Source organism: Coleofasciculus sp. F4-SAH-05, from assembly GCF_040222985.1.
Taxonomy (GTDB): Bacteria; Cyanobacteriota; Cyanobacteriia; order Cyanobacteriales; family Coleofasciculaceae; genus Coleofasciculus; species Coleofasciculus chthonoplastes.
This window is the reverse complement of sequence record NZ_JAVKBY010000088.1, coordinates 17,605-35,823: the sequence shown is the minus strand read 5'-3', so window position 1 is coordinate 35,823 and position 18,219 is coordinate 17,605. Positions and strand designations below refer to the sequence as shown.

General features: G+C 46.9%; 10 protein-coding genes and 1 pseudogene. 6 read left to right on the top strand and 5 right to left on the bottom strand.

The window, feature by feature from the left end; genetic code table 11:
• Positions 1 to 290: 290 nt before the first annotated feature.
• Both RIG27_RS11355 and RIG27_RS11350 read right to left on the bottom strand, forming a co-directional pair.
• Positions 291 to 2,963 (bottom strand): TIGR03960 family B12-binding radical SAM protein, encoded by a 2,673-nt coding sequence (locus RIG27_RS11355; protein ID WP_446345186.1) that lies wholly within the window; start codon positions 2,961 to 2,963, stop codon positions 291 to 293.
• 257 nt (positions 2,964 to 3,220) lie between these two features.
• Positions 3,221 to 3,595: an STAS domain-containing protein gene (locus RIG27_RS11350; protein ID WP_446345184.1), complete on the bottom strand. Its 375-nt coding sequence runs from the start codon at positions 3,593 to 3,595 to the stop codon at positions 3,221 to 3,223.
• A gap of 609 nt (positions 3,596 to 4,204) precedes the next feature.
• Between RIG27_RS11350 and RIG27_RS11345 the strand changes: the two genes are divergently transcribed.
• Positions 4,205 to 4,399 carry a hypothetical protein gene (locus RIG27_RS11345; protein WP_006098826.1) on the top strand — a complete coding sequence of 65 codons (195 nt, stop codon included), beginning with the start codon at positions 4,205 to 4,207 and terminating at the stop codon, positions 4,397 to 4,399.
• A gap of 70 nt (positions 4,400 to 4,469) precedes the next feature.
• Here the strand turns inward: RIG27_RS11345 and RIG27_RS11340 are convergent, their stop codons facing one another.
• Entirely contained in the window at positions 4,470 to 4,871 is a 402-nt protein-coding gene (locus tag RIG27_RS11340) for a hypothetical protein (protein WP_446345182.1), read from the bottom strand.
• Positions 4,872 to 5,376: 505 nt separating this feature from the next.
• On the opposite strand from RIG27_RS11340, the gene RIG27_RS11335 reads away from it, so the two are divergent.
• On the top strand, positions 5,377 to 5,664 hold the full coding sequence (locus RIG27_RS11335; protein ID WP_446344697.1) for an RNA recognition motif domain-containing protein: 288 nt from the start codon (positions 5,377 to 5,379) through the stop codon (positions 5,662 to 5,664).
• Between the two features lie 167 nt (positions 5,665 to 5,831).
• On the opposite strand, the pseudogene RIG27_RS11330 reads toward RIG27_RS11335, so the two are convergent.
• Both RIG27_RS11330 and RIG27_RS11325 read right to left on the bottom strand, forming a co-directional pair.
• Positions 5,832 to 6,518 (bottom strand): annotated as a pseudogene (locus RIG27_RS11330) (RNA-guided endonuclease InsQ/TnpB family protein); the annotation flags it as partial.
• Between the two features lie 348 nt (positions 6,519 to 6,866).
• The gene (locus tag RIG27_RS11325; protein ID WP_446345180.1) at positions 6,867 to 8,930 is read right to left on the bottom strand and encodes an ABC1 kinase family protein; all 2,064 of its coding nucleotides are present in this window, start codon (positions 8,928 to 8,930) and stop codon (positions 6,867 to 6,869) included.
• Between the two features lie 204 nt (positions 8,931 to 9,134).
• Here RIG27_RS11325 and recN point away from each other — a divergent pair, with 204 nt between their 5' ends.
• From recN to RIG27_RS11305, 4 genes are all read left to right on the top strand, one after another.
• The gene (recN, locus tag RIG27_RS11320) at positions 9,135 to 10,904 is read left to right on the top strand and encodes a DNA repair protein RecN (protein ID WP_446345178.1); all 1,770 of its coding nucleotides are present in this window, start codon (positions 9,135 to 9,137) and stop codon (positions 10,902 to 10,904) included.
• Between the two features lie 339 nt (positions 10,905 to 11,243).
• Positions 11,244 to 13,871, top strand: coding sequence for a GAF domain-containing protein (locus RIG27_RS11315; protein ID WP_446345176.1), 2,628 nt, complete (start codon positions 11,244 to 11,246; stop codon positions 13,869 to 13,871).
• 210 nt (positions 13,872 to 14,081) lie between these two features.
• Positions 14,082 to 16,481 carry a CHASE2 domain-containing protein gene (locus RIG27_RS11310; RefSeq protein ID WP_446345174.1) on the top strand — a complete coding sequence of 800 codons (2,400 nt, stop codon included), beginning with the start codon at positions 14,082 to 14,084 and terminating at the stop codon, positions 16,479 to 16,481.
• A gap of 318 nt (positions 16,482 to 16,799) precedes the next feature.
• Positions 16,800 to 18,218 (top strand): tetratricopeptide repeat protein, encoded by a 1,419-nt coding sequence (locus tag RIG27_RS11305; RefSeq protein WP_446345172.1) that lies wholly within the window; start codon positions 16,800 to 16,802, stop codon positions 18,216 to 18,218.
• Position 18,219 lies beyond the last annotated feature (1 nt).

Sequence of the window (18,219 nt, the reverse complement as noted above, 5' to 3'; positions counted from 1 at the left end):
CGAAGCGTTGCGCAGGGGGTATGGGGGAGGCGCTCGTCCCCCATCGGGGGGTCTGGGGGGCTGGTCCCCCAGAGACAAACTCCTATCTTTGACCCTATCTGTGACGAGAAAAAATGGGCTAAAAGCAGGATAGCTCAACACAACAGAAAAGCTTGTCACCCCGTGAGGTTGCAACCATAAGTGACTAAACCCGCCCCGACTCAGGTTTATAGACTTCCCGTGAAAAGTCAGAAGGTATATCAAGGGTGTTGGCGAACCCCAAATGCACGCTTTTCAGTGCGATTGATCCCTTAAATCGCCTCACCTAAAATGAGCTGTTGTCGATGACTGTGTAATAACTGGAATTCCTGTTGCCCCACCTGCTCTACCATATAAATGATATCTTCAGGTCGCAGCAGAGTGCCGTCATTCCGACAACTGCCAACATAGCGTAGCACGGCGGGTTGAGATGGGGCGTCTGTTTTCACCTCTATCAGTTCTAACTCAAATAAGCGATCGCGTAAATTCACTGACTTCTTTTTCCCCGACTTGGTGCGCTTCTCTAACCAAATCGCCTCAGCCTGATTTACCGCCTTAACCCAATCTTGCCACTGTTGCAGCGACGCTGATCCCGCTTCGGCTACCACGTCAAGCCGATACTCCGCTTTTGCCAACAGTCGGGTTGTCGCCGGCATCTTTAAATCCGCTTCTTCAACCTTATACACCGGGATATCCGGCGGAAGCTGATCCGCAAGCCGTTGCTGAAACTCCGCTACATCCATCGACTCGGTTAACTCGAAGTCAGCAATCTCGCCACTACTCGACATCCCTAATGACAACGCATTCGCGATCATAATCCGGGGTCCAGGATGATATCCGCCAGTAAAAGTAATCGGTAAGGATGCCCGTCTGACGGCACGGTCAAATAACCGGACTAAATCCAAATGACTGACTAATGTCATTTCACCCACCTTACCGTACCACACCCGCAACCGCTGCGCTTTGTGTTGATTTGGCTTAAAGTGACCTGTAAATTCGGGAATTTGCGGCGGTTCAACGACAATATTATGACCAAAATCCGTACCACAAATCCCACAGTGAGAACAGCCCTCAAAGGCGCAATCCGGTACAGTCGCCGCGTCTAGGGCGCGTTGTAAGTCTTCAATCAGCCAATTTTTATCAATCCCGGTATCAATATGATCCCAGGGTAAGGGAGAAAGGGTGTAGGGGCTCTTTTCACTACTATCCTTTGCTTTATCCCCAGATGCAACTAAACCCGCCTCATCTAAGTGCGAGAGGGTTGAATCGTGAAACACATTCCATTCGCCGTTTTCGACTTGGCGATATTTCCAGGTGAGATCAGATTCGGCGATCGCACCTTCCCAAGCCGCAAACGCTTTATCTAAACTTTCCCACCATGCATCCATTCCCGCACCCAATTCCCAAGCCCGACGCACCACCGCCCCTAAGCGTCTGTCACCCCGCCCCACAAAGTCTTCCATTGCCGAAATTCGCACATCGGTGTAATTGACTTTCACACCCTTAATCCGGCGAAAGGCATCGCGTAATAACTCTTGCTTACGGATAAACTCAGACGTAGACACCGAATGCCACTGAAACGGTGTATGCGGCTTGGGGGTAAAGTTAGAAATAGTAATATTAAAGCCAAACCGTTTACGCCCCGATGCCCGACATTCTTGCTGCAACCACTTCACCGTTTCAGCAATCCCGATCACATCCGCATCAGTTTCACCGGGCAAGCCAATCATAAAGTAGAGTTTAACTTTATCCCATCCTTGCTCAAATGCTGTCTTCACACCCCGCAGCAATTCTTCGTTCGTCAATCCCTTATTCACAATATCCCGCATCCGCTGGGTGCCGGCTTCTGGGGCGAAGGTTAAGCCGCTTTTGCGCGTACCGCCGATAATATTGGCAATGTTTTCATCAAACCGATCCACCCGTTGGCTGGGGAGAGACAGGGAGATATTCTCATTTTTGAGACGATTCTTTACCTCTAATCCCACGGCGGGTAGGGATAGGTAATCGGAACAGGAGAGGGAAAGCAGGGAGAACTCATTATATCCCGTCGCCCGCATCCCCTTTGCGATCGCATCCACGACTTTCTCCGGTTCCACATCTCTAGCAGGGCGGGTTAACATTCCCGGTTGACAAAAACGACACCCTCTGGTACAGCCGCGTCGAACTTCAATCGTCAGCCGATCATGGACGGTTTCGATATAGGGTACGAGTCCAATAGAATACTCTGGTATTGGTGTAGCGACTCGCCGCAAAATCCGCGCTGGCACATCAGGGCGATTGGGATGAACTGAACCATCCTCTGCCATATCGTAGAATTGTGGCACATAAACCCCCGGAATCTGTGCCAAGTCTAAGAGTAATTCTTGGCGAGTTAATCCGGCGGCTTTGCCTTCTTCAATAATTAAACCCATTTCGGGGAGCAATTCTTCCCCATCCCCCAGCGCCACAACGTCTAAAAAGTCGGCGTAAGGTTCTGGGTTGGATGTCGCGGTTTGTCCGCCCGCAAAAATTAGGGGAATGTCGCTGATGCTATAATTTGCCCGTTCTTGCCAAGTGAGGGGAATTCCGGCTAACGAGAGCATTTCCAGGATATTCGTCGCCCCAAGTTCATAGCTGAGGCTGAATCCCAGGATATCAAAATCTGTGAGCGATCGCCGATTTTCGACTGTAAATAAAGGTGTCTGAGTGTCCCGCAATTTCGTGGCTAAATCTGGCGCGGGTAAATACGCGCGATCGCAAAGTTGTCGAGGTTGAGTGTTTAGGATGTTGTAGAGAATAATATGCCCTAAATTAGATGCACCCACTTCATAGATTTCTGGGTAGGTTAATACCCAGCGCACCTTAGCCGTGTCCCAGGGTTTATGGACAGCGCCTAACTCGTTTCCCAGGTAGCGGGCTGGCTTGATGATGTCTTTGGTCAGTAGTTTCTCTGGTGCGATCGTCATGACAACCTTGCCCCTCTGAATCGAGTTCGGTTAACCCTTACAACTCATCTATCTTACAGAAGACTAGCAATAATGCCCAATCGTCACTCGACAATAGTCCTGTGACTGTCTCCAATAAGAACAAATGAATCCGTCAGGGAAGTGTACAATTCACCGACTTTATGATATTGTTCTAGTCTCTCAATATCAGGGACATCTGCTTGACAGCTTTATCACGGTACACTACTGAGCGTTTGAGCTAGCTAATGCCAAGCCGATCAAGCATAAACCATTGTCCGTCTTGGGCTGTCTTCTTTAGCTGTCAAGGTTGCCAAGAAATCATCATAACTTTCAAAGATTTCCATGGCTTGATCCAGTTGAGTTAGCTCAAAAATCATCCGCACCGAATCCCCCATACCGCAAAGGCTAAAGCGCTGGTTTCGCCGTTGCGCTAAACGCAACGCTGATACCAATACACCCAAGCCAGCACTGTCAAGGGTTTCTACCTGCTGCATATCCACCAGCACTGTCGAATAGCGATCCGACAAAATAGCCGATTTCAGTTGGTGATCCAATTCAACCGCATTAGAGGCATTAACCTGACTTGTTGGTCTAACGATTGATAATTTGGAGTCTAAAGTCGCGATTGCCATAGCTCACTCCTTAGATTTGTATAGGTTAAGACATTGGATTAGAGAATCCACCTAAAGATAGCGCGTCACTTCTCAAAGTTGCTACAATTTCTGCCTTAACAACGGGTTAAGGTTTTCTAGTGTGGGGTTTTACTTTCTTCAGTTTTTTAGTGTTCCGTAAAAAAAACATGAATCTTTGTAACCTAATATACTGAATATGAACACTTAGCCAAGGAAGCAATAGTCCACCGTTTAGGCTTTACTCAAAGTTTATCCTTAACGCCAGTTCTCTTACATCTATAATAATTAATAGCTTATCTGGGGGATCTTTCTTCAGGTAGAGAATAAAACGAATCATTTTTTATAGATTATTATATTTCTTTAACGATTTTTAGTAAATCAAATCGGTGAAACTCTTAGCCGGAGAGGGGTTACCTGCGATAGACTGTCGGAAGGCATGCTTTTTCGTTGATTGGGGCAAGGTGTCTACCTAGCTATCAAGGAAATTAATAAAACTATTTTCGCTAAATAACAGTGATATAGATCACAAAAAATAATGATTAGAATCACGCTCTCATCTAGTAATTCCCCAGAGAATTGCTATAGTATGGAATTCTGTGCAATAAGAGAGTGAAAACCACCTACGTTATCCGCCATTTGGTTGAAAGAGCGCTTTATATCAGGCAACTAACTCCTGATATAGAGAATGAAATTAACTATGAATTAACTCGCTTAGGATATATTTCCGATGCCGATTACGAAGCCCTTGAATTATTAATGGCTGAGATGGATGCGGGTAGAATCCGGTTAGTTCCTAGTGTTTAGAGTGTTACGTTAATCATCACCAGCTAGACGGGAAATTTTTGTAAGTGCCAAAAGCCAATTTTGGATTACCTTATAGAGTTGATTTCAGGGATGACTCAAACTCATGAGGATAGGTTTGCCAAACTTCAGCAATGAAATCAGCAAGTTGATGGCGAGTATCAGAATTATCTTTTGGGTGGCGATGTAAGTCTTCCAGTTGTGCCAATATAGGAATGACCTCCGTATCCCAAACCAGTCGCAAAAACTTTGTGGGCCAAAGTACGTCAGGTCCTTGACGCAAATCATACAATCTCAGAGATTGGGGTGTAACTTGGTTTATATCTTCATTCTCGATTGGGGTTACAGCTAGCATCAAAGGGCGCAACCAGCAAATCTGCCGCCATTCGACGACTTCTATCACCTCAGCATATAAATGGCGGTTTGCGTGTTCTAAACAAATAATCTGGTGAGGCTGAAAATTAATCTTCGTCATTCGTCATTTGCCATACTCGCTTCGCTTCAAACACACTACGTTTATGTAAAGGTTTGAGGCTTATTAACATTTCACTCTACATTGCTAGTGTAGTACAAGTTTTGGATAGAGTTGTATAACTTATCGGTTATGTATCGAAGCGCTTCGCAACTTTTTCAGTTTTGGAGAAAATCAACGTAAAATCAAGGCTTACAAGTGTTGATTGGGTAAACTCCATGCCATAGAGTCGGAGCTGTAGAGGTTTTCACGTACTGTTTAATTGGTTAAGGCTAGAGTTTTTAGCCCAAATCCATGTAGCTTTAGGTCTGGTCGAATAAGTTTAATCGATTTGAGTAGAAAACATTACGTTCCGTACCCAAATTGGCAAGCCTGTGCTAGCTTAATCATTGAGAATGTGTTCGGTTTCAGTGTTTGTGTTTAGTACAGATTGGCTTTTTTCCTTTCGACTTGACAGACTTGTCTCCGATACCCTCATCTTTATACAACTTTGAGTTTGGAGACAATCATGTCAATTTACGTAGGCAACCTATCCTACGACGTTACGGCAGAAGACCTGAGTGCTGTCTTTGCAGACTATGGTGCTGTCAAGCGGGTGCAGTTACCCACTGATCGTGAAACCGGACGTCCTCGGGGTTTTGGTTTTGTAGAGATGGAAACAGACGATGAAGAAACAGCCGCGATTGAGGCACTCGATGGGGCTGAATGGATGGGGCGCAATATGAAGGTGAATAAAGCCAGACCTCGCGAAAACAGAGGGGGGAACCGCAAAAACGGGAACTTTTCGCGTCGTTAATAATTCTAATTGGCTCAATTCATGAACCCTAACCTACTTCGTTGAGGTTAGGGTTTGGCAGAGGGAACCTTTGACTCAATTCTTGCCGCACAATTAGTAGGTCTGGTTAGAATTAGAAAAGAGCCGGGAAGTCAACTGCCCCACCCACAAGGGGATGGGGCTTGTAACTAGGCGAGATTACTCTCGCCCGAAACATAGGGCGCATTGACTGACGCCTGCTCTTGCGTCCCAGGCTGGGTACAAGAGAGAATGTAATCGTCTCGGACATTAAGAGCAGCATTAAGGTCAGCGTGAGTCTGATAGCCACAATTGTGACAACAGAAGCGAGACTTGTGACGATTTGTTCGCCTGATGTGTTTACAGACATTGCACTTTTGAGAGGTATAGCGAGGGTCTTGATGGACGAGGAGCTTACCCAAGGCTTCTGCTTTGTAGGTTAAGAACTGCTCTTGCTGATAGAATGCCCAACTCCCCAGCCACTTATTCATCTTCTTGCCCCGTCGCCGATTGCGAATACTGGACAAGTCTTCAAGTACAAAAACTGCTATTTCTGGCTGGTTCGCTAGCTTCTTACTCACACAATGATTCGTGTCCTTCATGAACCGCTTCTCGCGTCCCGACATCGCTTTGAATCGACGCTTGGCGCTACGAGTGCCTTTTTGTTGGAGCTGACTACGATTGTATAAGTAGCGTCTTTGTACACCCCTGATGTTAGATGAGCTAAAAAATTGACCGTCAGAGGTAACAGCCTGATGATACAAACCTCGGTCAATTCCTTGTATTTTTCCTTTCACCTGTGGAGGGTCAACCGTTTCAAAGACTAACCTTACCCAAAATTGTTTGTTGTGTTTTGAGTAAGTTAGGGATGGAGACGGTGCGCTTCACAGTTTTACCTCTTACATCCTTGGTCTACTTAGATTAGCACAAAAAGTTATATGTTTTGACAGAGGCTAACTGTCACCCCGATAGATTATTGGCATGGGAGCGGGGTATTGAACCCCGTCGCCTGCGGAGCCTCTCATCCCCACCTACAAGGGGATGGGGTTTTCTCGGCGATTTTTATAAATTTCCGGCTCAAAGCAAAAGGGAAGAATCGAGCTTAATAAATTTATTCAATTCAACTTCAATGGCACGGAAATCAGCATTTTAGAATCGCCGAAACTTGATAGACCGTAGGGTGGGCAATGCCCACCGGGAGCATATCATTGAATCGCTGCGGCTGGTGGCAGGACGAGTTTGGGTGCTCTCTTGACGCTAGAACCATTAGAAGGCTTTTCCCCTTGACTTTGAGTCTCCTGAAGTAAAACTTCCCGAATTAATCGTGCCATCACCCGTTGGGCTAAACCGCCAGCAATTTTTTGTCCCATTTGCTGAGTTTCTGGCTTCATCAAAAATTGGGGAACGAGGGGAGCAAGTTGGAAGGGATCGAAACCGGGCGTATCTTGCAGAATTTGCCAAATTCGTTTGATATGCTCTGCACTTTGCGGCAGTTCTACGACTTTGCTAGTGGATGCCGTTTTTTGCTGTAATCCCACTCGTTGGCGCAGAGACTCAGTCACATTATCAAAGGTTTTACGTCCAAACATATCTACAGCTTTGACAATTTCCTCGATCAATTGTTCCCGAATCAAAACACCGCGTTCTGAGAATAAAAATTCTAACGTTTGATTTAAAACCTTATTCAAATCGTAATCTTGAGAATTGGCGGCATTCCGCAATAAATTTTCCAGACGATTCCAGCGAAAATTGCCATCTTTGACGAGTAAGTCTTTTAAAGAAGCGCGTAATTGTGGGGAAGAATCTGTTAATAAACGCTTCGCCACATAAGGATAAGCTTTACTGAGAACCTTGAAGTTCGGATCAACATTAATCGCAATCCCTTCCAATGTGACCAAGGAACGAATAATTAGGGCATAGTAGGCTGGAACTCGAAATGGATATTCATACATGACTTCCGAGAGTTGGTCAGTGATACTTTTGAAATTGAGTTCGGCAACACTAGCGCCTAAGGCATTGCTAAAAACATTAGCAAGCGCTGGAATAATTGGGGTTAAATCCGTATCTTCCGACAGAAACTCTAAGTTCACATAGTCATGAGCTAAACCCGCGAAGTCCCGGTTGACTAAATGAACAACCGCCTCAATCAACCCATAACGCTGATAGGGTTTGACTTCGCTCATCATCCCGAAATCCAGATAAGCCAGCTTGCCTTCCGGCGTGGCTAGTAAATTTCCGGGATGGGGATCAGCATGGAAAAATCCATGTTCCAATAGTTGGCGTAGTGAACATTGCACGCCAACTTCAATTAAATACTTGGCATCAATTCCTTGAGCCTTAATCGCTTCCAGATTGGTCAGTTTAGTACCACTGACCCACTCCATTGTCAAGACACGCCGTCCTGTGTATTGCCAGTAAATTTTGGGTACATATATATCCTGAAGGTGACCGTAAAGGTTGGCAAAGCGTTCAGCATTACACCCTTCTTGGGTATAATCCATTTCTTCAAAGATGCGGGTACCAAACTCATCCATAATTGCCACCAAGTCACTCCGCACTTGCTTGACATTGTTTTGTACCAACTGAGCGAGGCGGCGTAAAATATAAACGTCTAAGGCAATGCGCCGTGCTAAACCTGGTCGCTGCACTTTTACGGCAACGGTTTCCCCTGTTTTGAGTTTCCCTTTGTAAACTTGTCCCAGGGAGGCAGCAGCGACAGGTGATGAGGTCAGTTCGGCATAAATTTCTTCGGGGCGATCGCCTAGTTCTTCTTCGATAAATCGAAAAGCGACTTCATTGGGGAAGGGAGGGAGTTGATCTTGGAGCAACGCCAACTCTTCTAAGTACAGGGGGGGTACTAAGTCAGGTCGCGTCGAAAGTGCTTGCCCGACCTTAATATACGCTGGTCCGAGTTGGGTTAAGAGTTCCCGCAACTGAATCGCTCGCCGCCGTTCTTTGATCTGTCGGCGACCTCGTATCCGATCCCACCATAAGCCTAGGGCAAAGGCAGCTGTGGGTAAAGTAATCCTGAGTAGCCGTCCTAAGACTTGTAGCGGTGCCCGTCCATATTGAGCTTCAATCGCTACTGGATCATAGCGCAGGGTTTCTGTTCGGTTTTCCGAACACTCCTGTGGTAACGCTGATGCCGGGGATGGCGTCTGTTCATACTCAACCACAATTGGCTCAGGGGGTAAGGGTTCCACTGAAGGATTGAGTTCGGCTATTGAATCTCGCTGGGGGGAGGATGGGGAAATTGTTTTAAGATTCATATTTATTTATGATTCACCAATAGGAGCAACTCTGTAAAGAATTGTAACAAAAAAATGATTGAGATACCACGCCATTCAGTTTATCCTGATCAGGACTCATGGTTAAGCGACAAGGTTGGCTCGATCTGCACGGTAGTATCCACTTATAACGTATGACTTATTTCGTCTTTTAACCGCTTTCCCTAACTATTGGATGAAAATGTTATGTTGCTGTCGTTACGGATTCAAAATTTTGCCTTAATCGACCAACTGGAATTGGAATTTGCGGCGGGTCTAAATGTTTTGACGGGCGAAACGGGTGCTGGTAAGTCAATTATTCTGGATGCCATTGATGTCGCGTTGGGAGGAAAAGTCACCCATCGTTTGATTCGCACCGGGGAAAAACGGGCGCTGGTTGAGGCGACGTTTCGCATCGATGGGACGTTGATGGCTTGGTTGAGTGAACAGGAAATTGATTTACTTGATGAAGCGGATTTGGTCTGTAGTCGAGAGATTACGGCTAAACAGAACTCCCTGCGATCGCGATCGCGAATTAATGGGATTTTGGTGAATCGTCCCTTGATGGAACAATTACGCGATCACTTGGTGGAAATTACCGCCCAAGGTCAAACAGTACAGCTTTTTGCCTCAACTCGCCAGCGGCGACTGCTTGACTTTTACGGCGGTTTCCCGATTAAAAAGCAACTTGAGCAAGTCGCTACCGCTTATCTGGCATCTCAGGACGCTTTACAAGCCTTGCAAAAGCGCCGTCAGTCGGAACAGCAACGCCTACAACGCCTCGATTGGCTAGAGTATCAAATTCAGGAACTGAGTGCTGCGGATCTGGCTGATCCTGATGAACTGATGGAACTTGAGCAAGAAAGTCAACGGTTAACTCATGTCGTGGAACTCCAACAGCACAGTTATCAGGTTTATCAGTCGCTTTACCAAAATGACAGCGGTGCATTTGCCTGCGCCGATTTATTAGGGGAAGCCGAAACCACGTTGAGTGATATGGCGCAATACGACACCCAGTTACAACCGATCCTAGAATTGGTCAGTGGTGCTTTAGCCCAGGTGGTAGAAGCTTCTCATCAAATTAATGCGTATGGGGATGGACTGGAAACTGATCCCGAACGCCTGCAAGAGGTTGAAGAACGCATCCAAGCGCTTAAACAAATTTGCCGGAAATATGGACCCACTTTAGCCGATGCGATCGCGCATTACGAAAAACTTGCCTCAGAATTGGCTGAACTTAGGGGTAACGGTCAATCGTTGGATGAGTTGGAAAAAATTTACCACCAATGTCAGGAAACCTTAACAGAAAGCTGTACTCAACTCACCCAGTTACGTCGAGTCGCAGCGGAGGAACTGGAACAGCGTCTGGTGGAACAACTGAAGCCTCTAGCCATGTCCAAGGTACAATTTCAGGTGGCGATTACGCCGATCGCGCCGATAGTGACCGGTGCGGATCAAGTCACGTTTTATTTATCTCCCAACCCAGGGGAACCGCTACAACCGTTAGCAGCAACGGCATCGGGGGGGGAAATGAGCCGTTTTTTACTGGCATTGAAAGCCTGTTTGTCGAATAGTGGCGACCAAGGCTTGACCTTAATTTTTGATGAAATTGACGCTGGGGTATCGGGGCGGGTAGCCAGTGCGATCGCGGAACGACTTCATCACCTGAGCCAGCAAAATCAAGTGTTGTGTGTGACTCACCAACCCATCATCGCCGCCATGGCAGATCGGCATTTCCGCGTCGATAAACAGGTGATCGATCAAACCCTCTTACCCGAAACTAACCAGACAAACACGCTCGTTGATCAGGGAATTTCTGAGATTGACCTGCGTACCGTTATTCGCGTCAGTCGCCTGGATCATCATTCTCACCGCCAGGAAGAAATAGCCCAGCTAGCTGGTGGACAATCGGGTCAGGAAGCCATGACGTTTGCCGATTCCCTCCTGACCCAAGCCCGTCATTGGCGTCAGAATTGATGGAGATGGTCATTTGTCATTTGTCATTTGTCATTTGTCATTCGTCATTTGTCATTTGTCATTTGGTCAGGGCGGGTTTTGCAGCCAAGCTAAGGAAAACCATCAATATTAGTCCCTAAACCCGCCCCTACACACAGATACACCATGGTACATTTCTACCATGACTGTCCTCAGCTCCCCCTGCTCCCCCTGCTCCCCCTGCTCCCCCTGCTCCCCCTGCTCCCCCTGCTCCCCCTGCTCCCTCATCTTTCCAATAAAATAAACCTGAGTGGTAAAACTTTAACTGATAGAGTAATCTTATTCGTATGCCAGGAATGTTCTCTGACCCTAACGAGAAATATGACAGCTGCATTTTCACCCAGGTCTGCGGATCACAATGGAGATACCGTTGATATAACGCCAATCTATACTGACGACCAAAGAGCGCCGGCACATCAACCTGCCTCTGCTGGTGCCCTAGCGACCACGAATGGAACATTTACGGCGTTTCTTGCGCCCCTGACTCAAGACAGCTTTAAAGAAGTTGTCACGGGGGTGGAAAAGAAACTCGAAGTTGTTCATCAAACCCTGTCCATGCTCCTCGACAGCCAAGGGTTTGAGACAATTCTTCAGGAAATGCTCAATGCCATCACCTTGAAGACAGCAGAGCTTTTGGGTGCAGACCGGACAACGATATTTTTACTGGATGAAAATAAAAATGAATTATTTTCGATCGTCGCCGAAGGTGAAAATGGAAAAACCATAGAACTGCGGATTCCCGCTGATCAGGGAATTGCTGGGGAAGTGGCAACGTTTAAAAAAGTTGTCAATAATCCCTACGATTTCTTCGATGATCCGCGATCAGAAGGGTCGAAAAAACTCTATAAGACAACCGGATACCGGACGTATACGATGTTGACGCTGCCCTTGCTCAATGAGAAGGGAGACCTAGTGGCGGTGGTTCAGCTGCTGAATAAGCTAAAACCGGATCATGAGCCTGAGGATGATTTACCCTTAGAAGAAAAAATTGATAAACAGGGTTTTAGCGAAACCGATCAGAAACTTTTTGAAGAATTTGCCCCCTCCATCCGCCTGATTCTGGAGTCGTCCAAGTCATTTTACCTGGCAACTCAGCAACAGCGAGCGGCTAATGCTCTGATGAAGGCGACTGAATCCCTGAGTAAGAGCAGTTTAGACTTGGAAGAAACGCTCAAGCGGGTGATGGAGGAAGCTAAGGAGCTGATGAATGCGGATCGCTCGACCTTGTGGTTGATTGATCACGAACGCAATGATTTGTGGACGAAGATTACTCAGTCTGGCGGCTCGATGAAAGAACTGCGGGTTCCAATTGGAGCGGGTTTTGCAGGTCGAGTCGGGCTAACGGGTGAAATTCTCAATATCCCGTTTGATCTTTACAATCATCCGGATTCAGAGACATCAAGAAACACCGATCGCAATACGGGGTATCGCACCTGTAGCTTGCTGTGTATGCCTGTCTATAACGCCGATGGCGAGTTAATTGGTGTTACCCAATTGGTGAATAAGAAGAAGAAGGGAGAGTTTCCGGCTTACGAACCAAATCCCGATAAAGAGGAACAAGACGCACCCGAATGCTGGAAGGCGAGTTTCGATCAAAGCGATGTCGCTTTTATGGAAGCCTTTAATATCCAAGCGGGTGTGGCGCTGCAAAATGCGAAGCTGTTTGCCACGGTTAAACAGCAGGAGCAAATGCAGAGGGATATCCTGCGGAGTCTGACCAATGGTGTAATTTCTACAGACAAAGCCGGTAAAGTTATCGCGGCGAATGAAAGTGCCAAGAAACTGTTGGGCTTTAGTAAGGGAGATACTATCGAAGGGCGATCAGTTTCCGAATTGATCAAAATTAAAGAGAAAGAGGGTAGCCTTGCCAGCTTTGCTCAATTACTACAGAATGGCTTAGATGCCAAAAGCGAGAAAGACCGCAATCAGTACTACCCCGATCAGACGTTGCTAACGCCGAGCAATGAAGAGCATAGCGTGCATTTGTCGATTAACTCCATTGCCGATACTAGCGATCTGACCAATGTGTATGGGGCGTTGGTGGTGATGGACGACATCAGTGATGAGAAGCGCCTCAAGAGTACAATGTATCGGTACATGACTCAGGAGTTGGCAGAAGAACTGCTGAAACTGGGTGATGCCAAGATGGGAGGCGATCGCAAAGAAGTTTCGGTGCTGTTTTCTGATATTCGTAGCTACACCACTTTGACCGAAAAACTCCAAGCGGAAGAAGTGGTGGGAATGCTGAATGAGTATTTTGAATCGATGGTCGAGGCAATTTTCAAGCAGAAAGGTACTCTCGATAAATATATCGGCGATGCAATTATGGCGGTATTTGGTTCGCCCTTACCCCTACCCGATCACGCCTGGAGAGCGGTACAAACGGCTGTGGACATGCGCCACCGATTGGCAGATTTTAATGCTAATCGTCTGTCACAGAATAAAGAAGAAATCCGAATTGGGATTGGGATTAACTCGGACAGTGTAATTAGCGGCAATATTGGTTCGAGTAAGCGGATGGAGTTCACCGCCATTGGCGATGGTGTCAACTTAGGCTCCCGCCTAGAAGGTGCCAGTAAGCAATATGGCTGTGACATTATTATTAGCGAATATACCTTTGCTCCCTGCCAGGATAGGATTTGGTATCGGGAACTCGATTGCATTCGGGTTAAAGGCAAGAATAAGCCTGTCAGAATTTACGAACTGGTGGGATTGCGTTCTGATCCCCTTTCTGCCGAAAAAGAGGAAATTATTGAACATTACCACAAAGGACGGGAGCATTATCTCAACCGGAAGTTTACCCGGGCGATGGGTGAATTTGGCATTATCCTGGAAGAATTTGACAAAAATGATAAAGCAGTTGCATTACACCTGAAGCGGTGTCAACATTTTCTCCAAGAACCACCACCGGATGACTGGGATGGGGCTTACACAATGACTGAAAAGTAATTCAAGCAACTAGCACCCCAAGAATGAGGACTCTTTTGGGTAGGATGGGCATTGCTCACCCTACTTATTTATCGCTAATCAGAGAATTATTGTTCAACCTACCTTGAGTCATAATAGAGACCAGTGTCTACTGAATTCTATGTTGATGTTGGCTACAGTTCAGGGAAATTCTTGCTAGCGTTAAGGTGTTAGTTGTGAGTAATCAGATACGTGAAAGAGACTAGTGGGGAGTTATCTCAAAATCAGGTTCCCTACGAGGGTGGCGAAGGGTCAAAGCTCTCTGCCTGGTGGTCGCGTCTTAAACGCATTGGTAGTTTGACCTGGAAAAATCCAGCCTTGCTAACCAGTTTGGCGGTTACAGGTGTGTTGCTGGGGACTCGCCAGTTAGCGCTTTTGGAGCCATTGGAGCTTTATGCTTATGATCGGTTGATGCAGTTGCGACCGAGTTTACCTCCTGACCCACGCCTGTTGGTGGTTGAGGTGACGGAGCAGGATATTGAATCCCTAGAGCAGTGGCCCATGACTGATGCGCTGATGACGCAGCTACTGCAAAAGCTACAGCAGTATCAACCGACGGTGGTTGGTTTGGATATGTATCGGGATATTCCCATACCTCCGGGTAACGCTGAATTAACCCAACTCTTTAACAACAGCGATAATCTCATCCCTATTTGTCGGCTAGGGAACGAAACCAAGCGAGGGACTCCCCCACCGAAAGCTGTGCCTCAGGAGCAGGTTGGCTTTGCGGATTTAGCCATTGATGAAGGGGGTGTTGTGCGTCGGGCGTTGTTGTTTCACAATGCCGAAATTCCTAAAGGTTGCAGCACCCGCCTTTCTTTTAGCTTTCAGTTAGCCCGGTACTACCTCGAACAAAAAGGAATTGAACCACAAACGATTACCCAAGACGAACAAGAGTATCTCAAATGGGGAGATGTGGTTTTCAAACCCCTAAAGCCCAAGTCAGGAGGGTATCAAAAGGCGGATGCGGGTGGCTATCAACTTTTATTGAATTACCGCTCTGCGGACAAACTCGCCGATAGTGTGACCCTGACAGACGTTCTCGAAGATCGTCTTGATCCAAGCTTAGTCAAAGACCGCATCGTCCTGATTGGGATTTCTGATCCGGCAGAAAATGATCTGTTCTACACACCCTACAGTTCCGAAGGGGAAGTTCTGCAAAAAATGCCGGGAGTAGTTGTTCATGGTCAAATTGTCAGTCAACTGCTCAGTACCGTTCTCAATGGACGCAAGCTGTTTTGGTTTATACCTGAGTGGGGAGAAGTGGTCTGGATCGGGTTTTGGTCATTGACGGGCGCTATCCTGATATCCATCACCCACAATATCCGGCAACTGCTGCTGGCTGAGACAGTAGCGATTGGTCTTTTGGGCAGTATATCCTTGATCGTGTTTCTGGAGGCAGGTTGGATACCGGTGATGATACCAGCCTTGGGATTGGTGATGTCATCTACAGGGGTCTTGGCTTATAGCGCCTACCAAAATCAGCAAGAACGCGCCCATTTTGCCCATCTACTCCAAGAACAGGAAAATAATCTCATTGCCCTTCAGGGTTTATTACAAGATAGAACCAGCTTTGCTCCAACCACTCAGGAGGATGAAGATGACGATCAGACTCTGATTGCAGAACAGCAAGAGGTAACCCTAAGTGAAGAAACGGCTATTGCCCCATCGCAGCAGGATGGGGATGGAGAAACGGCAATTTGGACACCTGATGCAGCTGTGAGCCAACCCGCGCCAACGGTTAAACCATCTGACAATCCCAACCTTTTAGCCGGACGCTATAAGATTAATCGGGTTCTAGGTTCTGGGGGATTTGGTCTCACCTATTTAGCTGAAGATAGCCACAGACCGGGCAAACCCAAGTGTGTGGTCAAGCATTTAAAACCAGCCCGTCGCGATGAACGATTTCTCGCCATTGCCAGACGCCTCTTCCATACAGAAGCAGAAATCTTAGAAAAGTTGGGCAGACATCCTCACATTCCCCAGTTGCTGGCATATTTTGAAGAAAGTCGGGAATTCTATCTTGTCGAAGAATACATTAAAGGAGATTCACTCAGCGACGAGTTACCTGTAGATAAGCGCGTGCCAGAAGAGCAAGTGGTTAAGTTAATCAAAGGTCTGTTAGAAATTATGGTGTTTATCCATGAACATAATGTTATTCACCGGGATATCAAACCCAGTAACATTATTCGTCGCCAAACCGATGGTCAATTGGTGTTAATTGATTTTGGGGCAGTTAAACAGATTCAACCTCAACAAAAACTGGATCAGGAACATGATACGCAAGAACATAATACGGTGGCGGTTGGTACTCGTGGCTATGCACCGTCAGAACAATACGCTGGACACCCGACTCTGAGCAGCGATATTTATGCGGTTGGCGTGATTGGCATTCAAGCGTTGACAGGTATTCCTCCTCACCAGTTAGTTTTGGATTCAGAGACAGGCGAAATTAGCTGGCGTCATTTGGCAAATGTGAGTGACGAGTTAGCTCAGATATTAGAAAAAATGGTGCGCTACTATTTTATGGATCGATATCAGTCTGTGACCAAAGTGTTAGAGGATTTAAGTACCTTGTCACCTCAATCTTAGAGCGAATGTCACTGACTGGTATGCTGGTGGGTTTCGACTTCGCAAGAGTCCACGATGGCGGCGTAGCACACCTTAATTGGTGGATTAGCATTGTAAAATTGTAGGGTGCGTTAGCGTAGCGTAACGCACCTTTGCCAGGATACTAAACACTGGATTATCTTTAAATTAATCTTGACCACAATATACTGGACTGACACAGCTAAAATTGTGGAATAGATTTGACGTTTAACCCTTCGACTTCGCTCAGGGTTAAACCGGGCGCAAGCCTTGCGCCCCTACAGAGGCGTCAGATACCGTGAAAAGTCAGCCCTCAATCCCATGTTCAAGTTACTCGCTAAAGTCTGGCGTTGGATGAAACGCTGGTTTGTGCGCCAACCGCCACCGCCTCCACCTCCACCGACTCAACCTAGTGATTTGGATTACGAGAATGTGGTTTTTGCGCTATTGGCAGAAGTGGCGCAGGGGAAAACTTGGGGACAGTTGCAGGCGTTCTTGATTAATCGGAATGTGAATCAGCAACGGCTGGCGGCGTGGTTAGAGGAATTTGGTCAGCGCTGGTTGGCACAGCCAGAGGTGCATCAGGAGTTGGCGCGGCGATTGAGGCGGTTGGCAGAGGGGGCAACTGGGGAATTGGCACGGGTGGCGCGGGAATTGGCAGAGGGGTTGTTGGTTGTGCCGGAACCGGATGGTTCTGTGATAACTGAATCGGCAATATCTGGGGGGAATGAGCAAGGGGCGAGTTTGAGTGAGGTGGAAAAATTGAATCAGCTATTGGCTGGTTTAAATGGTTCTGGATATAATCAAACGTCGGTTCCTGTAAGTAATTCTTCTACAGTTTCAGATGCAGAGTTTTGGTTTAACCAGGGCGTCACCTTGTATGAGTTAGGAAGATATGAAGAGGCATTGGCAAAATTTGACCAAGCAATATCTCTCCAACCTGATGACTCCCAAACCTGGAACAACCGGGCTGCTATGCTTAGTGAGTTAGGAAGAAATGAAGAAGCACTGACAAGTTATGACCAGGTCATCTCTCTCCAACCTGATGACTACCAAGCCTGGGGCAACCGGGGTCTTTTGCTAGATGAATTAGGAAGATATGAAGAAGCGCTAGCAAGTTATGACCAAGTAATCTCTCTCCAACCTGATGACTACATAGCCTGGAACCACCGAGGAATTGTACTTAGTGAGTTAGGACGAAATGAAGAAGCACTGGAAAATTATGACCAGGCAATCTCTCTCCAACCTGATTACTACAAAGCCTGGGTCAACCGGGGTGTTGCGCTTGGTGAGTTAGGAAGAAATGAAGAAGCACTGGCAAATTATGACCAGGCAATCTCTCTCCAACCTGATGACTACCAAGTCTGGGCAAAACGGGGCGGTGTGCTTAGTAAGTTAGGACAAAATGAAGAAGCACTGGCAAGTTATGACCAGGCAATCTCTCTCCAACCTGATGACTACCAAGTCTGGGGTAATCGAGGTCATGTGCTGGAGAAGTTAGGAAGACATGAAGAGGCGCTAGCAAGTTATGACCAAGTAATCTCTCTCCAACCTGACAACTACCAAGCCTGGGGCGAACGAGGCAATATACTGGATGAGTTAGGACGATATGAAGAAGCACTGGCAAGTTATGACCAGGCAATTTCTCTCCAATCTGACAACTACCAAGTCTGGGTCAGCTGGGGCGTTGTGCTGGAGAAGTTAAGACAACATGAAGAGGCGCTGGCAAGTTATGACTAGG